The sequence below is a fragment of the Roseateles subflavus genome (genome assembly GCF_030285365.1).
GTDB lineage: Bacteria > Pseudomonadota > Gammaproteobacteria > Burkholderiales > Burkholderiaceae_C > Roseateles_B > Roseateles_B subflavus.
Window position 1 is genome coordinate 12,014 of record NZ_JASVDS010000011.1, and the last position, 17,172, is coordinate 29,185.

General features: G+C 63.5%; 16 protein-coding genes. 10 read left to right on the top strand and 6 right to left on the bottom strand.

The window, feature by feature from the left end:
* Nucleotide 1 precedes the first annotated feature (1 nt).
* The 3 genes from QRD43_RS22310 to QRD43_RS22320 are packed head-to-tail and all read left to right on the top strand — an operon-like array spanning nucleotide 2 to nucleotide 3,242.
* On the top strand, nucleotides 2–1,210 hold the full coding sequence (locus QRD43_RS22310; RefSeq protein WP_285984727.1) for an efflux RND transporter periplasmic adaptor subunit: 1,209 nt from the start codon (nucleotides 2–4) through the stop codon (nucleotides 1,208–1,210).
* Complete coding sequence (locus QRD43_RS22315) at nucleotides 1,207–1,914, top strand: ABC transporter ATP-binding protein (RefSeq protein WP_285984728.1); 708 nt, start codon at nucleotides 1,207–1,209, stop codon at nucleotides 1,912–1,914. The genes QRD43_RS22310 and QRD43_RS22315 overlap by 4 nt, the downstream gene beginning before the upstream one ends.
* Entirely contained in the window at nucleotides 1,911–3,242 is a 1,332-nt protein-coding gene (locus QRD43_RS22320; RefSeq protein ID WP_285984729.1) for an ABC transporter permease, read from the top strand. The genes QRD43_RS22315 and QRD43_RS22320 overlap by 4 nt, the downstream gene beginning before the upstream one ends.
* 53 nt (nucleotides 3,243–3,295) lie before the next feature.
* Here QRD43_RS22320 and QRD43_RS22325 read toward each other — a convergent pair whose 3' ends face one another.
* Together QRD43_RS22325 and QRD43_RS22330 are read right to left on the bottom strand one after the other, a co-directional pair.
* A complete protein-coding gene (locus tag QRD43_RS22325) occupies nucleotides 3,296–4,282 on the bottom strand; it encodes an alpha/beta hydrolase (protein WP_285984730.1) in 987 nt (328 codons plus the stop codon).
* A gap of 490 nt (nucleotides 4,283–4,772) precedes the next feature.
* A complete protein-coding gene (locus QRD43_RS22330; RefSeq protein WP_285984731.1) occupies nucleotides 4,773–5,198 on the bottom strand; it encodes a helix-turn-helix domain-containing protein in 426 nt (141 codons plus the stop codon).
* A gap of 49 nt (nucleotides 5,199–5,247) precedes the next feature.
* Here QRD43_RS22330 and QRD43_RS22335 point away from each other — a divergent pair, with 49 nt between their 5' ends.
* The 7 genes from QRD43_RS22335 (at nucleotide 5,248) to QRD43_RS22365 (ending at nucleotide 10,916) form a co-directional block, all read left to right on the top strand.
* Nucleotides 5,248–5,556 (top strand): hypothetical protein, encoded by a 309-nt coding sequence (locus QRD43_RS22335; protein ID WP_285984732.1) that lies wholly within the window; start codon nucleotides 5,248–5,250, stop codon nucleotides 5,554–5,556.
* Nucleotides 5,553–6,755, top strand: coding sequence for a phage/plasmid replication domain-containing protein (locus tag QRD43_RS22340; RefSeq protein WP_285984733.1), 1,203 nt, complete (start codon nucleotides 5,553–5,555; stop codon nucleotides 6,753–6,755). Before QRD43_RS22335 ends, QRD43_RS22340 begins: the two co-directional genes overlap by 4 nt.
* A gap of 11 nt (nucleotides 6,756–6,766) precedes the next feature.
* Complete coding sequence (locus QRD43_RS22345; protein ID WP_285984734.1) at nucleotides 6,767–7,102, top strand: hypothetical protein; 336 nt, start codon at nucleotides 6,767–6,769, stop codon at nucleotides 7,100–7,102.
* A gap of 660 nt (nucleotides 7,103–7,762) precedes the next feature.
* The gene (locus QRD43_RS22350) at nucleotides 7,763–7,957 is read left to right on the top strand and encodes a major capsid protein (RefSeq protein ID WP_285984735.1); all 195 of its coding nucleotides are present in this window, start codon (nucleotides 7,763–7,765) and stop codon (nucleotides 7,955–7,957) included.
* A 120-nt stretch (nucleotides 7,958–8,077) separates the two neighbouring features.
* The gene (locus QRD43_RS22355; RefSeq protein ID WP_285984736.1) at nucleotides 8,078–9,451 is read left to right on the top strand and encodes a virulence factor TspB C-terminal domain-related protein; all 1,374 of its coding nucleotides are present in this window, start codon (nucleotides 8,078–8,080) and stop codon (nucleotides 9,449–9,451) included.
* 2 nt (nucleotides 9,452–9,453) lie between these two features.
* Entirely contained in the window at nucleotides 9,454–9,756 is a 303-nt protein-coding gene (locus tag QRD43_RS22360) for a DUF2523 domain-containing protein (protein WP_285984737.1), read from the top strand.
* Nucleotides 9,756–10,916, top strand: coding sequence for a zonular occludens toxin domain-containing protein (locus QRD43_RS22365; protein WP_285984738.1), 1,161 nt, complete (start codon nucleotides 9,756–9,758; stop codon nucleotides 10,914–10,916). Before QRD43_RS22360 ends, QRD43_RS22365 begins: the two co-directional genes overlap by 1 nt.
* Before the next feature lie 653 nt (nucleotides 10,917–11,569).
* Here QRD43_RS22365 and QRD43_RS22370 read toward each other — a convergent pair.
* From QRD43_RS22370 to QRD43_RS22385, 4 genes are all read right to left on the bottom strand, one after another.
* The gene (locus QRD43_RS22370; protein ID WP_285984739.1) at nucleotides 11,570–11,935 is read right to left on the bottom strand and encodes a hypothetical protein; all 366 of its coding nucleotides are present in this window, start codon (nucleotides 11,933–11,935) and stop codon (nucleotides 11,570–11,572) included.
* A gap of 65 nt (nucleotides 11,936–12,000) precedes the next feature.
* A complete protein-coding gene (locus QRD43_RS22375) occupies nucleotides 12,001–12,621 on the bottom strand; it encodes a VTT domain-containing protein (protein WP_285984740.1) in 621 nt (206 codons plus the stop codon).
* Between the two features lie 16 nt (nucleotides 12,622–12,637).
* A complete protein-coding gene (locus QRD43_RS22380; RefSeq protein ID WP_285984741.1) occupies nucleotides 12,638–13,858 on the bottom strand; it encodes a hypothetical protein in 1,221 nt (406 codons plus the stop codon).
* A gap of 89 nt (nucleotides 13,859–13,947) precedes the next feature.
* Nucleotides 13,948–17,160 carry an outer membrane lipoprotein-sorting protein gene (locus tag QRD43_RS22385; protein ID WP_285984742.1) on the bottom strand — a complete coding sequence of 1,071 codons (3,213 nt, stop codon included), beginning with the start codon at nucleotides 17,158–17,160 and terminating at the stop codon, nucleotides 13,948–13,950.
* Nucleotides 17,161–17,172: the final 12 nt, after the last annotated feature.

Consider the following 17,172-nt stretch of genomic DNA (forward strand, 5'->3'; position numbering starts at 1 on the left):
GATGCGTCGTCAACTGCTATTGGGCGGCGCGCTAGCGCTGCTGGTGGTCCTGCCCTTGTCCATCAAGGCGCTGCGGGTGTCAGAACAAAAGGCCGTCGAGGTCGTGACGGTGGAGAAACGTGCGATCACGCCCTCCATCCTGGCCTCCGGCATCCTCGCCTTCGGAAGCCAGGTCACCCTGGTGTCGGAGGTCCTTGCCCGGGTGGACGAGGTGCTGGTGACCGAAGGCAGCAGCGTCAGGCGCGGCCAAGTGCTGCTCCGCCTGGAAAGCGAGTCGCTGCACGCCGAGATTGCCCAGCTCACGGCTGCCAGGCGCCAGGCGGAGCTGGCGGTCGACCGCCAGCGCATTCGCCTCGAGGCCGCCGTGAGCAAGCTCAAGCGCAATGAAGAGCTGCACAGGCACGGCATGGTGGACTCCCTGCGCTTTGATGATCTGGCCTCGGAAGTGCATCTGGCCGAGGTCGAGCTTCGCAACAGCCAGGAGGCGGTCCGGCAGTCCTCGGCCTTGCTGGCGCAGGCGCAGCTGCGCCTGACCAAGACCGAGGTGCGGGCGCCGATAGACGGGATCGTGACCGCCGTTTCCATCAAGCGCGGCGAGACGGCCGTGCCCAGCGCGATGAGCATCGCGGGCGGCAGCCTGATGGTCGTCGCCGACACCCGGCAGCTGTATGCGGAGATCCAGGTCGACGAGTCGGACATCGCACGCGTGACGGCCGACCATGCGGCGACCATCGTCCCGGTGGCCTTCCCGGACCGGCTGCTGAAGGGCAGGGTGGAGTCCATCGCCCTGACACCCCGGCAGACGCCGGGTCAAAGCCGCACCTATCCCGTGCGGATCCGGCTGGATCCGGTGCTCGATCTCAAGTTCCATCCGGGCATGAGCGCGCGCGCCGACATCGCCACCGCGGCCACCGCGCAGCGGCTGTCGGTGCCGCTGCAGGCCATCCAGTACGAGGGCCCGTCCGGCGCCAGCAAGGCCAACGTCTTCGTCGTTGAGAACAGCACCGTGCGCAAGCGCGCGATCGAGGCCGGGATCTCCGATGACAGCTACCAGGAAGTGGTCAAGGGCCTCAACGCAGACGACGTGGTGGTGGTCGGCCCCGCCAAGACACTTCGATTCCTTCGGGAAGGCGAGCGGGTCCAGACCCGGCCTGGCGCCCTGAAGACGGCGGCCCTGGGCCAACCGCCTGCCGCGGAGGCGAGCCGATGATCGAGCTGCATGACATCCACAAGTCCTACCACCTGGACGGACAGGAATGCCCGGTGCTGCATGGCATCTCGCTGCAGGTGGCGGCCGGCGAGTTCGTGGCGCTGACCGGCAGCTCCGGGTCAGGCAAGTCCACGCTGATGAACATCCTGGGCTGCCTGGACACCCCAAGCAGCGGCCAGTACCTGCTGGATGGACGCGATGTGTCCTCCCTCAGCGAAGCCGCGCTGGCCAGGGAGCGCAATCTGCGGATCGGCTTCGTCTTCCAGAGCTTCTACCTGCTGCCCCGGATGCCCGCCTGGGTGACGGTGGCTCAGCCCTTGATCTACCGCGGCTGGTCTCCGGCCATGCGCCGGGAAGCGGCCCTGCTCGCGCTCAAGCGCGTGGGGCTGGAGCACCGCGCGGAACACCGCCCCAACGAGCTCTCAGGCGGACAAAGACAGCGCGTGGCGATCGCCCGGGCCCTGGTCGGCGAGCCCAAGCTGCTTCTCGCCGACGAGCCGACCGGCAACCTGGACAGCCGCACTGCGCAGGAAATCATGACCTTGTTCCATGAACTGCATGCCCACGGGCTGACCGTGCTGCTGGTCACCCATGAACCCGGCATTGCCTCGCAGTGCCGCCGCATCGTGCGCCTGCATGATGGTCTGGTCGCCGAAGACGCCGTGACCACACCCGTACGGATGAGGGAGCCCGCCTTCTCATGAACCCGACCCTTTCTTCGACGCACGCGTCCACTCCATTGATCGAGGCACCCGGCACCGATCCGCATGGCCCAGGCCCGCACGCTCTCTGGGGCGCGCGCTTCTACCTGCTGCAGGAATGCCTGCGCTCGGCGCTGGCCAGCATACGGGCGCATGGCATGCGGAGCTTTCTGACCATGCTGGGCATCATCATCGGCGTGGCATCGGTCGTCACCGTGATCTCGCTGGTGCAGGGCCTGTCGAAATCCATCAGCCAGCAGTTCCAGGGCCTCGGCGGCAATGTGCTCACCCTGCGGGCCGACACCCCGATCGAGGATGCGCTGCGCGGCAAGGTGAATCGGCTCAAGCTGAGCGATCTGGAACAGCTTCGCCATCGGATCGACGGCATCCAGGACATCACGCCGACCGTCGTGGCGGGCGGCCGCACCGGCGCCGATATTCGCAACGGATCGCATGTGGCCTACGGCACCATGTACGGCACGACGGCGCTGTACCAGGACGTGCAGGCGCTGTATCCGCTGCACGGCAGGTTCCTGACCGAGAGCGACAACCTGACACGTCGCCGGGTGGTGGTGCTGGGCGAGAAGCTGCGCCGGGATCTGAAATTGCCGCCCAACCCGGTGGGCATGCACATCCAGATCGCGGGCGAGTGGTTCAAGGTCGTGGGGGTGATGGAGCCCCGCGGCGAGATGTTTGGCATCAGCCAGGATGCCTATCTGCTGATGCCATTTCAGACGGCATTGGCTGTGAACGGCGTGGTGGAGGAGCCCGACCTGTCCATCAGCTTCACCGTCAGCGACCCGGACCAGGCCGCGGCCATACAGGCAAGGGTCGTGGAGCTGATGCGGCTGGCGCACGGGCTGAAGCCGGGCCAAGCCAACGACTTCGCTCTGGAGTCGGCCGATTCGCTGCGCAAGTCCTTCAGCGAGATCAGCACCACCATCACCATCGTGGTGGGTGCCGTGGTCGGGATCTCGCTGATCGTCGGGGGCGTCGGCATCATGAACATCATGCTGGTGTCCGTGACGGAGCGCACCCGCGAAATCGGCATCGCCAAGGCCCTGGGCGCGCCTCGGGCCTTCATCCTGCTTCAGTTCCTGATCGAGGCCATGCTGCTGGCCGTGATCGGTGGGCTCATCGGGCTATTGATCGGCACGGGACTGGCGCATGTGATCGCCGCGCTGATTCCGAATTTCCCGCCACCGACGGTGCCCTGGTGGGCTTCGCTGGGGGCCTGCGGCTTTTCGGGGCTGATCGGCGTGGTGTTCGGCATCCTGCCCGCCAGCAATGCTGCCAATCTGACGCCCATTGACGCACTTCGCCACGAGTGACGCGCTCGTGCGGCACCGCCGCCTCTGGGCAGGGCGAGGGCAAGAGGGCGGTGTCAGGGGCCAGCCAGGGCCGGGGCTGGCGCCCCGCCTGGCGCGGGTCCATCGGAAGCCTCCCGCGCGAACCACTGCTGCAGATGGGCCAGCAGGGCAGGCGAGAGCGGCAGCGGGTCGATGTCCCTCAGGTCAAACAGCGCCGGCGGCCCTTCGCACGCCGACAGGTGGTGAATCATGTCGGGCACCACGTGATGCTCCGTCGGGACGTCCACCAGGTCGGCGAGCTTCCCTGCGCTGTCGGGCGTGCATTGGAGGTCCTTCTCACCCGACAGCAGCAGCATGGGGCAGGGGACATCGCGGTAGAGGCGGTTGACGTCCAGCTCGATCAGCTCGCGCAACCAGCGTGCACTCACGCGAGCGCTGCCGAGGCGGACCGTGCCCCCTTCCAGCGTCCGGACCCGTTCCAGCATCTTGCGCAGACTCTGGCCATACGGCCCTGTCAAGCGGTTCATCAGCCGCAGGATGAGGCCCAACAGGCCAGGCACATCGGGCAACTCACGTTCGATCTGGTCGGCCTGATGAATCAGCATGCCCTCCGCGCCCTCGACGAAGGGGCAGAGCTGGACAAGCGCTCGAGGACGGTGCGCGACTCTGGCCGCCAACTGGGCCGCCATGGCCGTTCCTTCGCTGTGTCCGATCATGTACATGCGCTGTGGATCACAGAAGGGTGCCGTCACCAGCGACTCCCAACAGGCTTGGGCGTCGTCGACCAGGTCGTGATACCCGGTCTCAAGAAATTTGCCGCCACTCGCACCGGCACCGCGCTTGTCATAGCGGTAGCTGGCCACGCCGAACTCGGCGAGAGCCCTGGCCAACTTGGCGTAGATGGAGGGGCCGCGACCGCGGACGTTGCCATCCCGGTCCACCTGGCCACTGCCTTGCAGAATCAGCGCCAGCGGAAAACGGCCCTCGGCGGGGAGGCAAAGGCTGCCTTGGATGACAAGGCCAGGGCGCTGCACATTCCAGGCTTTCTCAGTGATAGACATGAACTGCTGACTGATTGAGTAGATGGCACAGTCTAGCGACCCTTCATGACGGAGAGGCATCGAGCGCGGATAGCCCCACACTGCGCAGCCCGACTGAGCTGCCGCGTCCCAGCCGTTCCAACACAAAGGTAGTGAAGTCCGACAACTTGGAGAATGACGGACATGAAGAAGTGCGGATTCACCGAGGAGCAGATTTGCTTCCTCAGGCAGGCCCAATCTTCGACGGGTTCTGCCCAGGACGGATTGCGGCGGCCAACAGACACGCATGAATGGCCAGACCGCAGCCAGTTTTCGATAGTGTGGCCAGAGCGTAGCCACAGCGCCATTTCGAAGTTCGACTGGCCGTGATCCCGGTCACTTTCCTGGTCATTCACGCATTCGGCAGCCACTGGCCACGCTCCCGGAAGCTTTCCTGGTCATACACGCATTCGGCAGCCACCAATGTCGTTTGCGAGCTCCCTGAAGCTCGGTAGATCGCTCGGAAGGCGATTTAGCATGGCTGGCTTATCGGCCTGGCCAGGCCAAAAGCTCTCGTCGACGCCGGCGGATTGATTCGACAATGTGCATTCCCCTGGGATAAGGGTTCGAATCCACTTTGACCCGATGAACACTGAGCAAAAGCGGGGTCAGGTGTTGCCAAGGCCACTGCAAAAACTGCAGTCAGGAGGGCCCAAGATCCCCGTTCTTGGACTTTGCGAAACATGTCCAGCTGGGCCGGATTTGCCTCCTGTTCTGCCAGCCAGGTCACCAGCGGTTTAGGGTCGGTGTTTGCCACCATCGCAAGCACCAAAATTTGCGCGAGCGTGGGCTTTCTTTTGCCCGATTTCCATTCGCTAATGCGGCTGTGCGGGATACCAAGGTCCGCGAGAGCGTGTTTTTGATCTCTCGTCAAGCCCGCCAAAAGTTGGGTAAGCATCTAAGTCCTCCTTGTACCAAGACGGTACGAGAATTCGCGCCGTACCTAAATGGGACGCGGCGCGATGATAAACGGACAGATCCAGGATGCACTGACGGGGGAGGGGCCACTGACGCACAGGGCCTACACGTCCGCCGTCTGTCAGCGCTACCTGGCCGGCCAGGCTGACCCGCTCAGGGTCCAGATCCGGAAGCAGGGCGTCACCTCCTGCGGGTGCGTCGCCAAGATGCACGAGACCTTCACGAGCTCGGGAGAGTTTTACCAGGTCGAAACCGAAGTGTTCGGCCTGGTCTGGGTCGAGTCGCGCAATGTCCGTCTGTGCTCTGGCCTGGGCTGCACCTGCGAGGGCGCTCAATGACTTTGGAGCTTGTCACTCCGTCACGCCTGGCGCATTTGTTGCCGGGGAAGGGGATCGCCGGGGGAGGCGCGCAGCGCACCCCCGGGGAAACCCTGCCCCGGGGTCGGGACGGTCTAGTAACACGTCCCGAAATTCTCACCGGTGAGAAAAAACCGGCCTTCTGCTCGGTGGATGCATGGCCTTTGGACCGGGAAACACCCTTTTTCGTGGACTGGCTGACTATCAGCCAGGAGCACCCGGAAAAGGGCCTGCCTGTGGTCGACAGTGGTTGTGTCATGGCCTGCGACGACGCGGGCGAGTTGGTCTGGAAAACGGTACGGGCGGTTCAGCATCAGGGCTCGTTCGAAACCTCCATCTCCGTGAAGTGCGATGGGGTTCGGGTCACGCTGTCAGGCAACCTTTCCCGCTTCGGTCGGGCTGAGAACCTGTTCGGGTTTGGCTTCTCGGATTGCATCCGCCGTGCTAACGACGTGTTGTCTCACTACGGTTTGCCTCCCTTCACTGCTGGCCGGCGTATCGAGTACGCCGCGAAGCAGGGCAAGGACGTCCGCTACGCGTGGACGGGTGCTCGTGTCAGTCGAATTGACCTGACGGCGAATTTTGAGGCCGGTTCCGCCGATGACGCTCACGCAGTCATGCAGTACTTGGGAACCCAGCACGCAGGACGGCAGGAAGGTCGCGTTCTGGGTCAGGGCGAGACGGTTGCTTGGGGTGGTGGCCGTCGCCAGTACTGGAAGGCCTATCTAAAGCATTTGGAACTGCGGCGCCATGAATGCGCGGATGAACGCGTAGCCGCTCACTGTGAGGCTGTGGGCCTCGTTCGATTTGAAGGCACGGTCCGCTCGAATGCCCTAACGGACATGGGTGCCGCTTACCTGGGCGACTACGAAAGGGGGTTTGCCATGCAACAGCTGGTCCACCTGTTCAACGAGAAAAGCGCCGTCCTCACCAGGGCGGAGAAGGCCACCGATGACCTGGACGAACTGCCTCGGCATCTGCGCGCTACTGCCCGGGACTACCTCGCGGGAATGGACACGCGCAAGACGCTCAGCCAGGCCACCTGGTATCGGCACCGCAACGAACTTTTGAAGTACGGCCTGGACCTTGCTGTTCGCAATGTCAGGCCGTTCGCACCTCGGGTCCGCGTCGTTGAGCTGCGCCGCGCTGAAAGACCCTCTTGGTACCAGCTCGCAGCATGAAGGATTTTCAAATGGACTACAGCAAGCGCACCGTGAAGGTTGTGGGCATCAAGCTCGCCGCGTGGGAGATGGAAGGCAAGAAGGGCGTGACCTCTGAGATTTACCGAGAGGTCGCTCTGGACGATCGACGCAATAACGGCACGGATCGCATCATCAAGGGCCTGTGCACTGCGGCCATTCGTGTTCCCGAGGAAGTGCTGCGCAAGGTTGCCCATCTTCCCGTGCCCTTTACCGCAGAGCTGACCGAGGAAGAGGTCAGCAATGGCAAGACCGTGCAGAACGTGGTGGTGGATCTGCGCCCCGTGGATCTCGTAAAGCCTGCTCAGCCGGCTAAGGCTGCTCCCTAATGCTGGCCGCTAGCTCCCTCCTGGCTGCCTCGCTGGCGCTGCTGGCCGTTGGCCTGCACCTGTGCCGGAGGTGGCTGCCGTGACCGTCGATCAAGCCTGGTCGCTCGTGCTCGCCTGTCTTGGTGTTGCCGCGAGCTTCTTCGTTCTCGGCTACCTGCTCGGCTGGGTGTCTGACGCCGGCAAGGAAGCCTTTGCGAGGCGCTGGGCTGTCACTGGCATTCGCCGGGACCGAGTCGTTCGAGCGCGGCTGCGTGCGCTTCGGAGGTCGCGCCCGTGATGCTTGATCTAGACGCTATCGCGCGGGTCTTCTGGGTGCTGCTGCTGTGCTGGCTTCTGCGTCTGGTCTTCCGCTATTTCAGGGGCCTCTGATGCAGTGCGCCGTCAACACGGGGTCAGGTCTTGACCTGCAGCCGATGCAGCCTGGCGGGGCGTGCGCTGGTGTCGTTCTCGTCGAGGCCTCAGACGTCCCACCTAACCCGTTCTATCTGACCAATGAACAAGGCGTGCTCGTGTCTACCGCGGTTGGCACGGTCTGGCTCATCGGCTGGGGTATCCGTCGCGTGATCCAGGCGCTCAACGTCGACGGCTCCGATTGATTCCTGTCCTGGCTCCCGACGCCGATACGGGCCAGGCTTCATGTCTTCGGCAGGAGTGTTTGAAATGAAGAAGCAAATCTCGCGCGGCCTGGTTGCCGCTTCCGCTCTGGTCGCTGCCGGCGCTGCACGTGCTGACGGCTTCACGCCCGATACCTCGGTGATCGTCGCGGCCGGCGTGTCGGTGGCTGCTGTCGGTACCGCCGTCTTCGCCGTCATGGTCGGCATCAAGGTGATCAAGTGGGTGCGCCGCGCCCTGTGATCCCGGCTTAGGGACGCGCTTTCTAGAGGCCCTGCGGGGCCTCTATTTCCATCAGGGGGTGACTGTGGGGGTCTACGTGGTGATTGCTTTTCTGGGGGCGCTATGGCTCATCTTGCGCGATTGATTCTGTTGTTCTGGTGCGTGCTGCTCTCGCCGTCCGCCTGGTCATATGGCCAGGTGGGACCGACCGCCATTCAGGTCTACAAATGCGCCGACAAGTACACGGGCTCAAGTCCCGCCGATGCTTGCAATGCGTGGATTGCAGCGCAGCCTGCCAAGACCATGGAGGGCAGCGTTAACGTTACTTGGACTCGCAAGCTGTCCGGCTGTACCGCTAGCCTCTGCACTGTTGTCGTGGTGGGCATGTTCTGGGATAGCTACTTCCAGCGCGACTGGCAGTACTCGTACTCTGAGCCTCAGCTCACGGTGACCAGCTCGGGTGGGCAGGGTTGTCCGCCCAATTCCCGCCAGGTGCCGGGCTCGTCATCTAAGTGCGAGTGCAACAACGGCACCAGCCCCCAGGCCGGGCAGTGCGTTCCCTACGCGTGTCCAGCTGCTGGCAACTACACGGCGACGACACAGCCTGACCAGGCCGTGACCAATGCGGGGGACGGTATCTGTCAGGGTGGATGCGGCTACACGCCGTCGAGCTGGAAGGCTGGGCAGGATGGCACCATCTGGGCGGCTTGGCCGTTCAAGAGCACCGGCAAGGCCTGTGCTGGTCTGGCTGGTACTGATGGGGTCAAGACCGGCGAAGAGAACACAGGCAAGCCGGCGCCGGTACCTTGCGGGCAGAACCAGTGCCCCGGCATGGCCGGCATCAACGGTGTCATGACCCAGATGTGTGTGGCCTGCAAGGGCACCAGCGCGGCCCCGACGACTGAGGCCGCAAGCGCCCCGGCTGGAGCTGCAAGCGGCAGTACCACGGTCGGGGATCAGACCAAGACCACGCAGACCGAGTGCGACGGCACCACGTGCACGACCACGACGGTTACGCGGGACTCTGGCGGCTCCGTCACTGGCAGTACCTCTAAGCAGGAGCCGCAAGAGAACTTCTGCCAGGCCAACCCGAACTCGCCCATGTGCAAGAAGTCGTCGTTCGGTGGCTCCTGTGCCGCTACGGCTTGCGATGGCGATGCGGTGCAGTGCGCGCTGACCCAAGAGGTCATCAAGCGCAATTGCCTGTTGTTCGATGACGCCGGGGTCACGAAGCCTTTGCAGGCGGCCGGCGATGCTGCCGTTGGTGCTGGCCTGAAGCCTTCGGATCACCCCGGCGCGGAGGGCAACGTCACCAAGGTGGATGCCTCGGCCGCTGGACGGATTTCTCAGGAGGACGCGCTGCCAGGTTCATGCCCTGGTGATCAGGCCTTCTCGGTGGCCTCCTACAACCTCGTCATTCCATTTTCTCGAGTATGCGAGCCCGCTGCGATTCTGGGTAAAGCCATGGTTGCACTGTCAATGCTCGTCGCTGCTCTGATTATCTTCAAGGGGTAAACATGCCTGCTTTTGCCATCTCTGCGATTCTGGGCGGCCTGGTGCAAATTGCCGGCACCCTCGTCGGTCGAATTCTTCTCAGCCTCGGAATTGGCTACACCATGTATAGCGGGCTGGATACCTCGCTGAATTGGGTTCGCGATCAGGCCATTGCCAATTTCCAAGGTTTGCCCGCCATGGCAATTCAGGTTGCCGGCCTGGCTAAAGTCGGTACCTGTATCAGCATCATTACCAGCGCCTTGTCGGCCCGCATGGCGCTTAATGGCATGGTCAACGGCGCCATTAAGAAAATGGCGGTGAAGTAATGCCAATCACCTTAGTAACTGGCCTGCCTGGCCATGGCAAGACGCTGTACACGCTCGCCAGGTGGAAAGAGGAGGCCGAGAAGGCCCAGCCTGTGCCGCGCCGTGTCTACTACCACGGCATCAAGGGTCTCAAGGTGCCTGGCTGGCAGGAGTGGGACGTTGAGGACTGGCAGAACCTGCCAGGCGGTGCGCTGATGATCGTGGACGAAGCGCAGTTTGCATTCCCCGTGACGGGGAGGGGGCAGACGCCTGAATGGGTCCAGAAGCTGGCGACGCACCGGCACCTCGGCCTGGACTTCGTGTTGATCACGCAGGATCCGATGCTGCTTGATTCGTTCGCTCGCCGCCTGGTCGATCGACACTTTCACGTGGTTCGCAAATTCGGCACCCATTGGGCAACGATTCACGAGTTTGTGAATGGTGTTCGGGATAACGTCGCCAAGAATCGAAAGGATTCGATTCGCCATGAATGGCGGTATCCGAAGAAGGTGTTTGATTGGTATGAGTCTGCCGAGGTTCACACCGTCAAAGCCAGGTTGCCGGCAAAGCTCTGGCTTGGCCTGGCTGCTTTCGTTATTGCCATTGCTTTGATTTACGTGGTTGTCCAGCGCCTAAATCCGAAGAATGCGATTGGCACAAAAGCTGCGCAGTCTGACCAGGTCGAACCAGGTGCACCAGGCGCGCAAGGTGCCCGCGCAGCTGGTGAACGTGGGTCGGGTCGTGATCGTGAGCCTCTGACGCCTGAGCAGTACGCCGAGGCCTACCGGGCCCGGGTCGCTGGTCTGCCGCACACAGCGCCGATCTATGACGACGCCACGAAGCCGGTGAACGTTCCTTATCCGGCCGCGTGCCTGGCTTCGAAGGCCAGGTGCCAGTGCTACACGCAGCAGGCCACCAAGATCGACACGCCGGACCAGCTGTGCCGCGCCATTGCTGATGGGGGCTTCTTCATCGGGTGGAATCAGCCGGTGGCCCAGGCGGTTCCTGTGGAGCGCCAGGCGCAGCCCGCAGCCCCTCAGGGGCCGTCTTTCACGTCGCTCAACCTGCGGCCGCAGGTTGTCCCGTCTGAGCCGGTGTCGAACTCAGGGGTAGAGGCTTCGCCGCCTCGGCCAGTGGTCAAGCCAGGTCGGACGCCCGCTGTGCCTCCAGGGTTCGGCTGAAGCCTGGTCAAGCCTTCATGCCATCAAGACCGCAGAGCGGCCCGCAGCTAGGTTCGTTCGCTGGTGGGCGGCCGTAGGTCGCCCGGAGGTCCTTGCCGGCGCGCTCGTGCCGTGCGAGCTCTTTGAAGGAAGCCCACAGGATTCGATTGGTCGCAACGGCCAGTTGAGTCCTGTTTGCCATCTCGACGTCCCACATGTTGTGGCCCCAGCGCGACAGCCACCAGAGGGCTAGACGTGCTGGTCTAGGCGAATCTGAGGCCCACCAGGTCCAAATCGTGCGCTCCGAGACACCCAGCGCCCGAGCTATCGCGCGTGTGTCGGAGGTCTTGAGACCAATGTCGTTTGCGAGCTCCCTGAAGCTCGGCAGATCGCTCGGAAGGCGATTTAGCATGGCTGGCTTATCGGCCTCGCCAGGCCAAAAAAAAGACCGCCGAAGCGGTCGTTGAGCCAGGCCAAAAGCACCAGGTGCTTGCGTCGGCGATTTCGACAATGTGCATTATGTAAACCAAAGTGCATGAGGCGTTGAGCCCTCGCTGACCGACAGGAATCCCGCAGCCCCAAGTGCCTGCTGGCAGTCAACGATCGTGAGCGGGCTGAACCCATCTTTCCGCCTTGGCATCCGTGTCTCGGGGACACCGGGCGGCTCACGAAGCTCATCGCACACCATCCCCGGGCGGCTGCGCCGTCAGCTGAGCCCAGAGTCGCTCACTCACGTCGTGGGCACCGCCCAAGCCGATGCGGACCGCATTGGCCAGCAAGATGGCTTTCGCCAACTCCTCGTCCTCTGGCGGCAAGCACATCTGGTAGCGACGATTCGATGAGGTCGTCACTGTGCGCAGGCCGGGATCGACGGCAGCAACGGCCGAGGTGTTCCGCACGACACCGCCCTCCCGCAGCATCACCAGGTGAACGCTGCCAGAGCGCGTCTCCAGCGCGCGCCAGGCATAGACGTCCACACAGGGCGGTTCAGCGACCTCCGGCGCGGCGACTGGATGGGCATGCAGAAGCTTTGGGTTCATCGTTGATACCAGTCTTCAGACCCGCGCCAAGCCAGGTACCTGCACGCGAGCGCGAGACGCACAGATCACGCCACGGTCCGCCGTCTCAACAGCCCAAGGACCGTGGGGATCAGCGAGACCACAATGATCAACAGGATGGTCCGGCTCAAGTTCTGCCTCACCCAGGGGTGGTCTCCGATCACCCAGCCCAGCGACATCAGGCTGAGCACCCACAACGCACCACCAAGCACGTTGTAGGTCAGAAATCTTTGCGACGACATGGTGGCAAAGCCCGCTGCAAAGGGCGCAAAGCCGCGAAGCACAGGGACGAACCGGGCGATCACGATGGTCTTGCTGCCATGCCGGGCAAAGTGGGCATTGGCCATCGCATGCCCGCTGCAAATCCAGGGCCAGCGCCGGACCAGCCGTGTGCCGCAGTAGCGGCCCACGCTGTAGTTGAGAAGATCACCCGCAACGGCCGCAGCCACCAGCACCACGGCCGTCAGCGTGAACGGAAGATGACCTGCCGCGCAGAAGATGCCGACGACAAAGAGCATGGAATCACCCGGCAGGAACGGGAAGATGAGCGTCCCCGTTTCGGCGAAGATGATCAACGCCAGGAGCGCGATGGCCCATGTGCCATAGGCGGCACACCACCCGTGGAGATGGCTGTCGAAGTGGGACAGCAAATCGACAAAGTAGCTCACGACATCCATCGGGACCTCACCAGGCCGTGCTGAGCTCGGCAAAGGCCAGGGTGTTCCGGCGCAGATTGCCCAGGAAGGAGTCGGGCGGTCCTCGCAGCAGATCGACCCCGATGGTGATCCTCATCGCGTCCGTGTAGGCATAGTTGAGGCGAGAACGCAGGAACCAGTCGTTCCGAGGGCGCGACCAGACCAGCAGCAGATCGGCATCGGCCCTCGACTCAGCAAAGGGCGTCGCATAGCGAACGCTGAACCCATGCTGATGGCGATCCAGTTCGTTGCTCAGCAGCTCCTGGAAGGATTGCAGCATCTGAGACGCCGGCGACACAGCGCCCTGCCCTGCCCGCATACGGCGACCATAGATCTGGAATGTCACTGCTTCCCGATCCCCCAGCCCCAGCTCCGCCCCAAGCACTCCCATGGCATAGGGCCTGCGTTCCGCCGTCAGCATGGCGCCTGGCGCTGTCGAGCGGTCCGGGTAGTCCACCACCGCAAGCTCTCCTCGGAAAACCCAGGCCCCCACGCTTGTGGCGGCATCCACCCCGAGCATGCGCATCGCACTCGGACGCAGTCCGAGCACCATGCCTGCCGGTCCGGCGTTGCGCAGGCTGATCGTGGGCAGCACGTCGTGCCCCCGGATGGCCGAGACCGACCAGTCGAGCCCCTCCCCTGACACCTCGTAGCGCAGCGCCTGGGTTGCGCTCACGGACGGCCGCTCACGCTGGATCGTGACACCAGGCACATTCGGCAAGGGCACGTGGCTCGACTTGAATCGATCCAGCAGGTGCCACGCCAGCCTCCCCGGCCCCGCGACACAGCTGCCATGAAGCCCGACAACGCCATCGCGCTGATCGGTCTCCCTGGCCACGAGCCGGGTCAGATCATGGGGCGACAGCAGATCGGTCGGGGTGAAGACGTCCGTCTTGCCCCATGAAACGAAGCGCTTGCCCACACTGGGCTGACACGGCAGCTGACGCCACTGCGCATAGGCCTCCTTGAGCCCCCAGGCCGAGCCCTCCTGTCGCGCGGCGCCATTCATGGCCCATCCCTCGATGCGCAGATGTGCACCGCCCGGGACCTTGGCCTCCAGTTCCAGTCTGGCCCGTCCAATGCCGACACCGGATTGCTGATCCAGCTGTCGGTTTGAAGACCACACGGAAGCGCCGAGCTCCCCTGACCAGCTGAGCGGCTCGGCAAGGGCGCCGCCACACAACGACGTCGCGACCAGTGCCCAGGTCATCGGCCGGACGAGACCGGTGATGCGAGCGCGAGCCGACCACTGGCCAGAAGGACGTGCGAAGGAACTCCCCTTGGGCATGGTGAGGGGCCTCACTGCGCAGACAGACTGTTCGGCGAGAACTTGTCGTCGGCGACTGTCCCTCCGACGCGGAAGTCGGTGAAGGTGATGGTGGTGCTGTGTCCCGTCTGCAGATTGGCGCCCACCGCCCGCATGGGCTGCCACTTGCCGTTGGCAGCGTCGACCAGTTTGGTGTCGCTGAACGTGAACCGTTTGTAGGGCTGGCCTCCGAGATCGAAGGTCTCGACATAGCTCGTAGAAAAGTTGTCCTTGCGGATCCAGGTCACCCGCTTGCTGTACGCGCTCTCGCTCTTGATGGCGTCGGAGGCCGGCAGCGACTCCACGACATAGTGTGGAACACCGTCGCGCATCTGATCCGCCTGCAAGGAGTGCTTCCAGTCCTGCACCCGATGCCCCATCACGTCGCCATAGCTGAAGTCGGTGCCGATGAAGCTGTCACGCTTGTTGGAGGCCACCAGGCGCCGCACCTTCTTCATGGCAGGCAGGTAGACCCACATGTCATCGTCCTTGCCCGAACGCTCGATGAGCAGCGTCGAGGTGCCCTTGATGTCCGCCGGGGCGTCGAAGCGAACCAGCCGCATGGTGTCGACCTGGTTCGGCTGCAGCTTGGTCGCCATCGCCGCTTGCCGCGTCCGCCGCGCTCCCTCCTTGTTCTCCAATACAAACTCGGCCATGGCCTCCGAGGTGCTGAAGCGCGTAACGGCGGTGTTCCTTTCCATCACCTGCGTCGCGTCCACCGTGGCCGACCACGCCACACGTGAGTAGGTCAGAAAGCCTGCCGAGGCCACGACGACGAGCAGGACTGCGGCCAGGTCGCTGGAGCGACGCTTGAAGATGAAGGAAGGACGGGCCATGAGAACGACACTCGGAATGATCAGGAGGGCAGAGAAGACGCTGACGAGCATCGCCAGCACGATGAAGGACGACAGCCAGGTATGCACCTTGTAGTCGTAGGAGCACAGCAGCACGGCATAGCCCCCCGCCACCGCCGTGGCGACAAACAGGCAGGCCTTGCCGGCGGTCAGCAGCGCCTTGCGAACGCTGTCCTCCAAGGTGAGCCCCGAGGCGACGTACTCGCGCATGCGGTAGAGCAAGTAGATGGCGTAGTCAGCGCCGATGCCGACGGCCATGGCAGAGATCAGCGAATTGGGGATGTTCAGCGGAACGCCGAAGAAGCCCATGGCGCCGAACAGGAGCGACAGCACCACCAGCAGCGGCGCCAGCACAAGTGCGCCCGCGAGGACCGAACGAAACGCGATGACGGCCACCGCGAAAATGACACCCAGGATCTGGGCGATGTTGAGCAGCTTGCTGCGGACCATCACCTCGGTCACTGCAAGCGTCTGGGCGACCTCCCCGCCGAACGACACCGCCACATGGGTCGGGAACAGCTGGCGGGTTTGCTTCTGCAGGTCCTTCACGAGCGCGTCGATTTCAGCATTGCTGTTCGTGCGCAGCATGATGGAGATCTTGGCGCGTCGATAGCCGTAATCCACGTGCGCGTTGAAGTCCTCCGGATCACCGGACATCGAATAGAGGAAGAGGTACTGCGCGATGAGGTCGCGGTCGGCCGGCATCTCGGCATCGCGCTTCTCGCCATTCGCCGCCTGGTGCATGCGAATGAGGAAGTCGTCGATCGACAGCGTCTTGCCGACGATCGGCTGCCCATTGGCGAACTGCTGCAGGCGGTGAATGGCAGTCAGCACCTCAGGCTGCTTGATTCCATCGGACGCCTGGGTGTCGACCATCACGTACAGCACATTGGTGCCACCGGTCTGCGCATTCAGCAGGGTGTCATCGCGCTGGAGCGGCAGCGACTCCGCGAAGAAGCTCTTGCTGGCGTTGTCCACATGCACCCGCTGCCCCCCCACGAGTGCGATGCCGACGATGACCATCAGTGACAGCAAGGCGAGACCGCGCTGCTTGTGGTTCAGTGCCAGCGACGCGAATCGACCGGCCAAACGATCCCAGAAGCGGACCTTGGTTTCCGTATCGATCTGCGCCAGGGACGGGGGCTTCAGGCTGGCACGCACCGCCGGCGTGAAGGTGAATTCCAGGATGACGGCCGTCAGGATGCCGATGCCGGTGAACACACCGAAGGCCCGGACCGTTTCCACCTCGAAGACCACCAACGAGAAGAAGCCCAGCGCGGCCACCCCGCCGGCAATCACCAGCACAGGACCCACGGCACTGAGGGACTGCACGGTCGCGCGCCGGTTCGCCTGCGCTGGCTCCATGCCGTGGACCTTGACGAGATCGATGTAGTGCTCGTAGTAGCGCTTGAGCAGCTGCACCGCATGCCCAGCCGCCACCGCCAGGATGAGAATGGGCGTGGGGGAATTGAAGATGTCCAGCGGAATCTTCATCAGGCCCATCACACCGACACCCCAGACCACCGACAGCAGTGCCGTCACCAACGGCAGGATCAAGCCCTGGCGTGTGCGAAACGCCTCGTAGTGAAGGAGGCCGATCACCAGCACGGCGATCGGGAACAGCCAGTTGATGCGATCGGCAAATACCTCCGCCTGATGGAGGAACACCGGGTTGCCACTGAGGGAGATGTCGAAGTCCTTGGCGCTCTCTTCGCCAAGAATCTTGCGCAGGTCGGCCAGCATGGCACCGAAGCCGTTGGGGTTCTCCTTGAGCTCCACCATGATGGTGGCGGTGCGCCAATCCTTGGAGACCACCGTTTCCCGGTAGATCGGGTTCTGCTCGATCCTCTGCTTCAGGGCCGCCACGGCTTCGGCGGTCGCCGGCAGCTGGCCTGCCGTCAGCAAGGGGCGAGCCTCGAAGCCATCGGCGGTGCCGGAGATGCCCTTGGCTTGGCGGGAGGCCAGGCTGAGCAAGGTGTTCTTCGAGACGCTGCTGGAGGCATAGAGCTTGTCCGTCATCCGCTGAACCGCTGCAAGCACCGGCGCCTGCAGCGCATCGCCCTGCTTCGGGGTGACGCCGATGACAACCAGATACTTGGAACCAAACACCTGCTCGATGGTGTTCGTGGCCTTGATGAAGGGATGGCTCTGCGGCACGACAGACGCCGGGTTGATGATGACCTGCTGCTTGGCGGCAAACAGCCCGAAGAACACCGTCAACAGCAGGATGACCGCAATGACGGCCTTGCGCCATTCAACGATCCACTCGACATACTTTTCAAGCTTGAGGCTGCTGGAGACGCCCCCGACCCCATGCGGGGTGTCCACAATGACTTGAGTCGCTTGGTTCATGGTGTGTCTCTT

Coding starts and splice junctions, on each gene's coding strand:
- QRD43_RS22380 (WP_285984741.1), bottom strand. CDS start 13,858: ATGACCTGGGCACTGGTCGCGACGTCGTTGTGTGGCGGCGCCCTTGCC.
- QRD43_RS22310 (WP_285984727.1), top strand. CDS start 2: ATGCGTCGTCAACTGCTATTGGGCGGCGCGCTAGCGCTGCTGGTGGTC.
- QRD43_RS22385 (WP_285984742.1), bottom strand. CDS start 17,160: ATGAACCAAGCGACTCAAGTCATTGTGGACACCCCGCATGGGGTCGGG.
- QRD43_RS22335 (WP_285984732.1), top strand. CDS start 5,248: ATGGGACGCGGCGCGATGATAAACGGACAGATCCAGGATGCACTGACG.
- QRD43_RS22325 (WP_285984730.1), bottom strand. CDS start 4,282: ATGTCTATCACTGAGAAAGCCTGGAATGTGCAGCGCCCTGGCCTTGTC.
- QRD43_RS22365 (WP_285984738.1), top strand. CDS start 9,756: ATGCCAATCACCTTAGTAACTGGCCTGCCTGGCCATGGCAAGACGCTG.
- QRD43_RS22315 (WP_285984728.1), top strand. CDS start 1,207: ATGATCGAGCTGCATGACATCCACAAGTCCTACCACCTGGACGGACAG.
- QRD43_RS22360 (WP_285984737.1), top strand. CDS start 9,454: ATGCCTGCTTTTGCCATCTCTGCGATTCTGGGCGGCCTGGTGCAAATT.
- QRD43_RS22370 (WP_285984739.1), bottom strand. CDS start 11,935: ATGAACCCAAAGCTTCTGCATGCCCATCCAGTCGCCGCGCCGGAGGTC.
- QRD43_RS22350 (WP_285984735.1), top strand. CDS start 7,763: ATGAAGAAGCAAATCTCGCGCGGCCTGGTTGCCGCTTCCGCTCTGGTC.
- QRD43_RS22330 (WP_285984731.1), bottom strand. CDS start 5,198: ATGCTTACCCAACTTTTGGCGGGCTTGACGAGAGATCAAAAACACGCT.
- QRD43_RS22345 (WP_285984734.1), top strand. CDS start 6,767: ATGGACTACAGCAAGCGCACCGTGAAGGTTGTGGGCATCAAGCTCGCC.
- QRD43_RS22320 (WP_285984729.1), top strand. CDS start 1,911: ATGAACCCGACCCTTTCTTCGACGCACGCGTCCACTCCATTGATCGAG.
- QRD43_RS22340 (WP_285984733.1), top strand. CDS start 5,553: ATGACTTTGGAGCTTGTCACTCCGTCACGCCTGGCGCATTTGTTGCCG.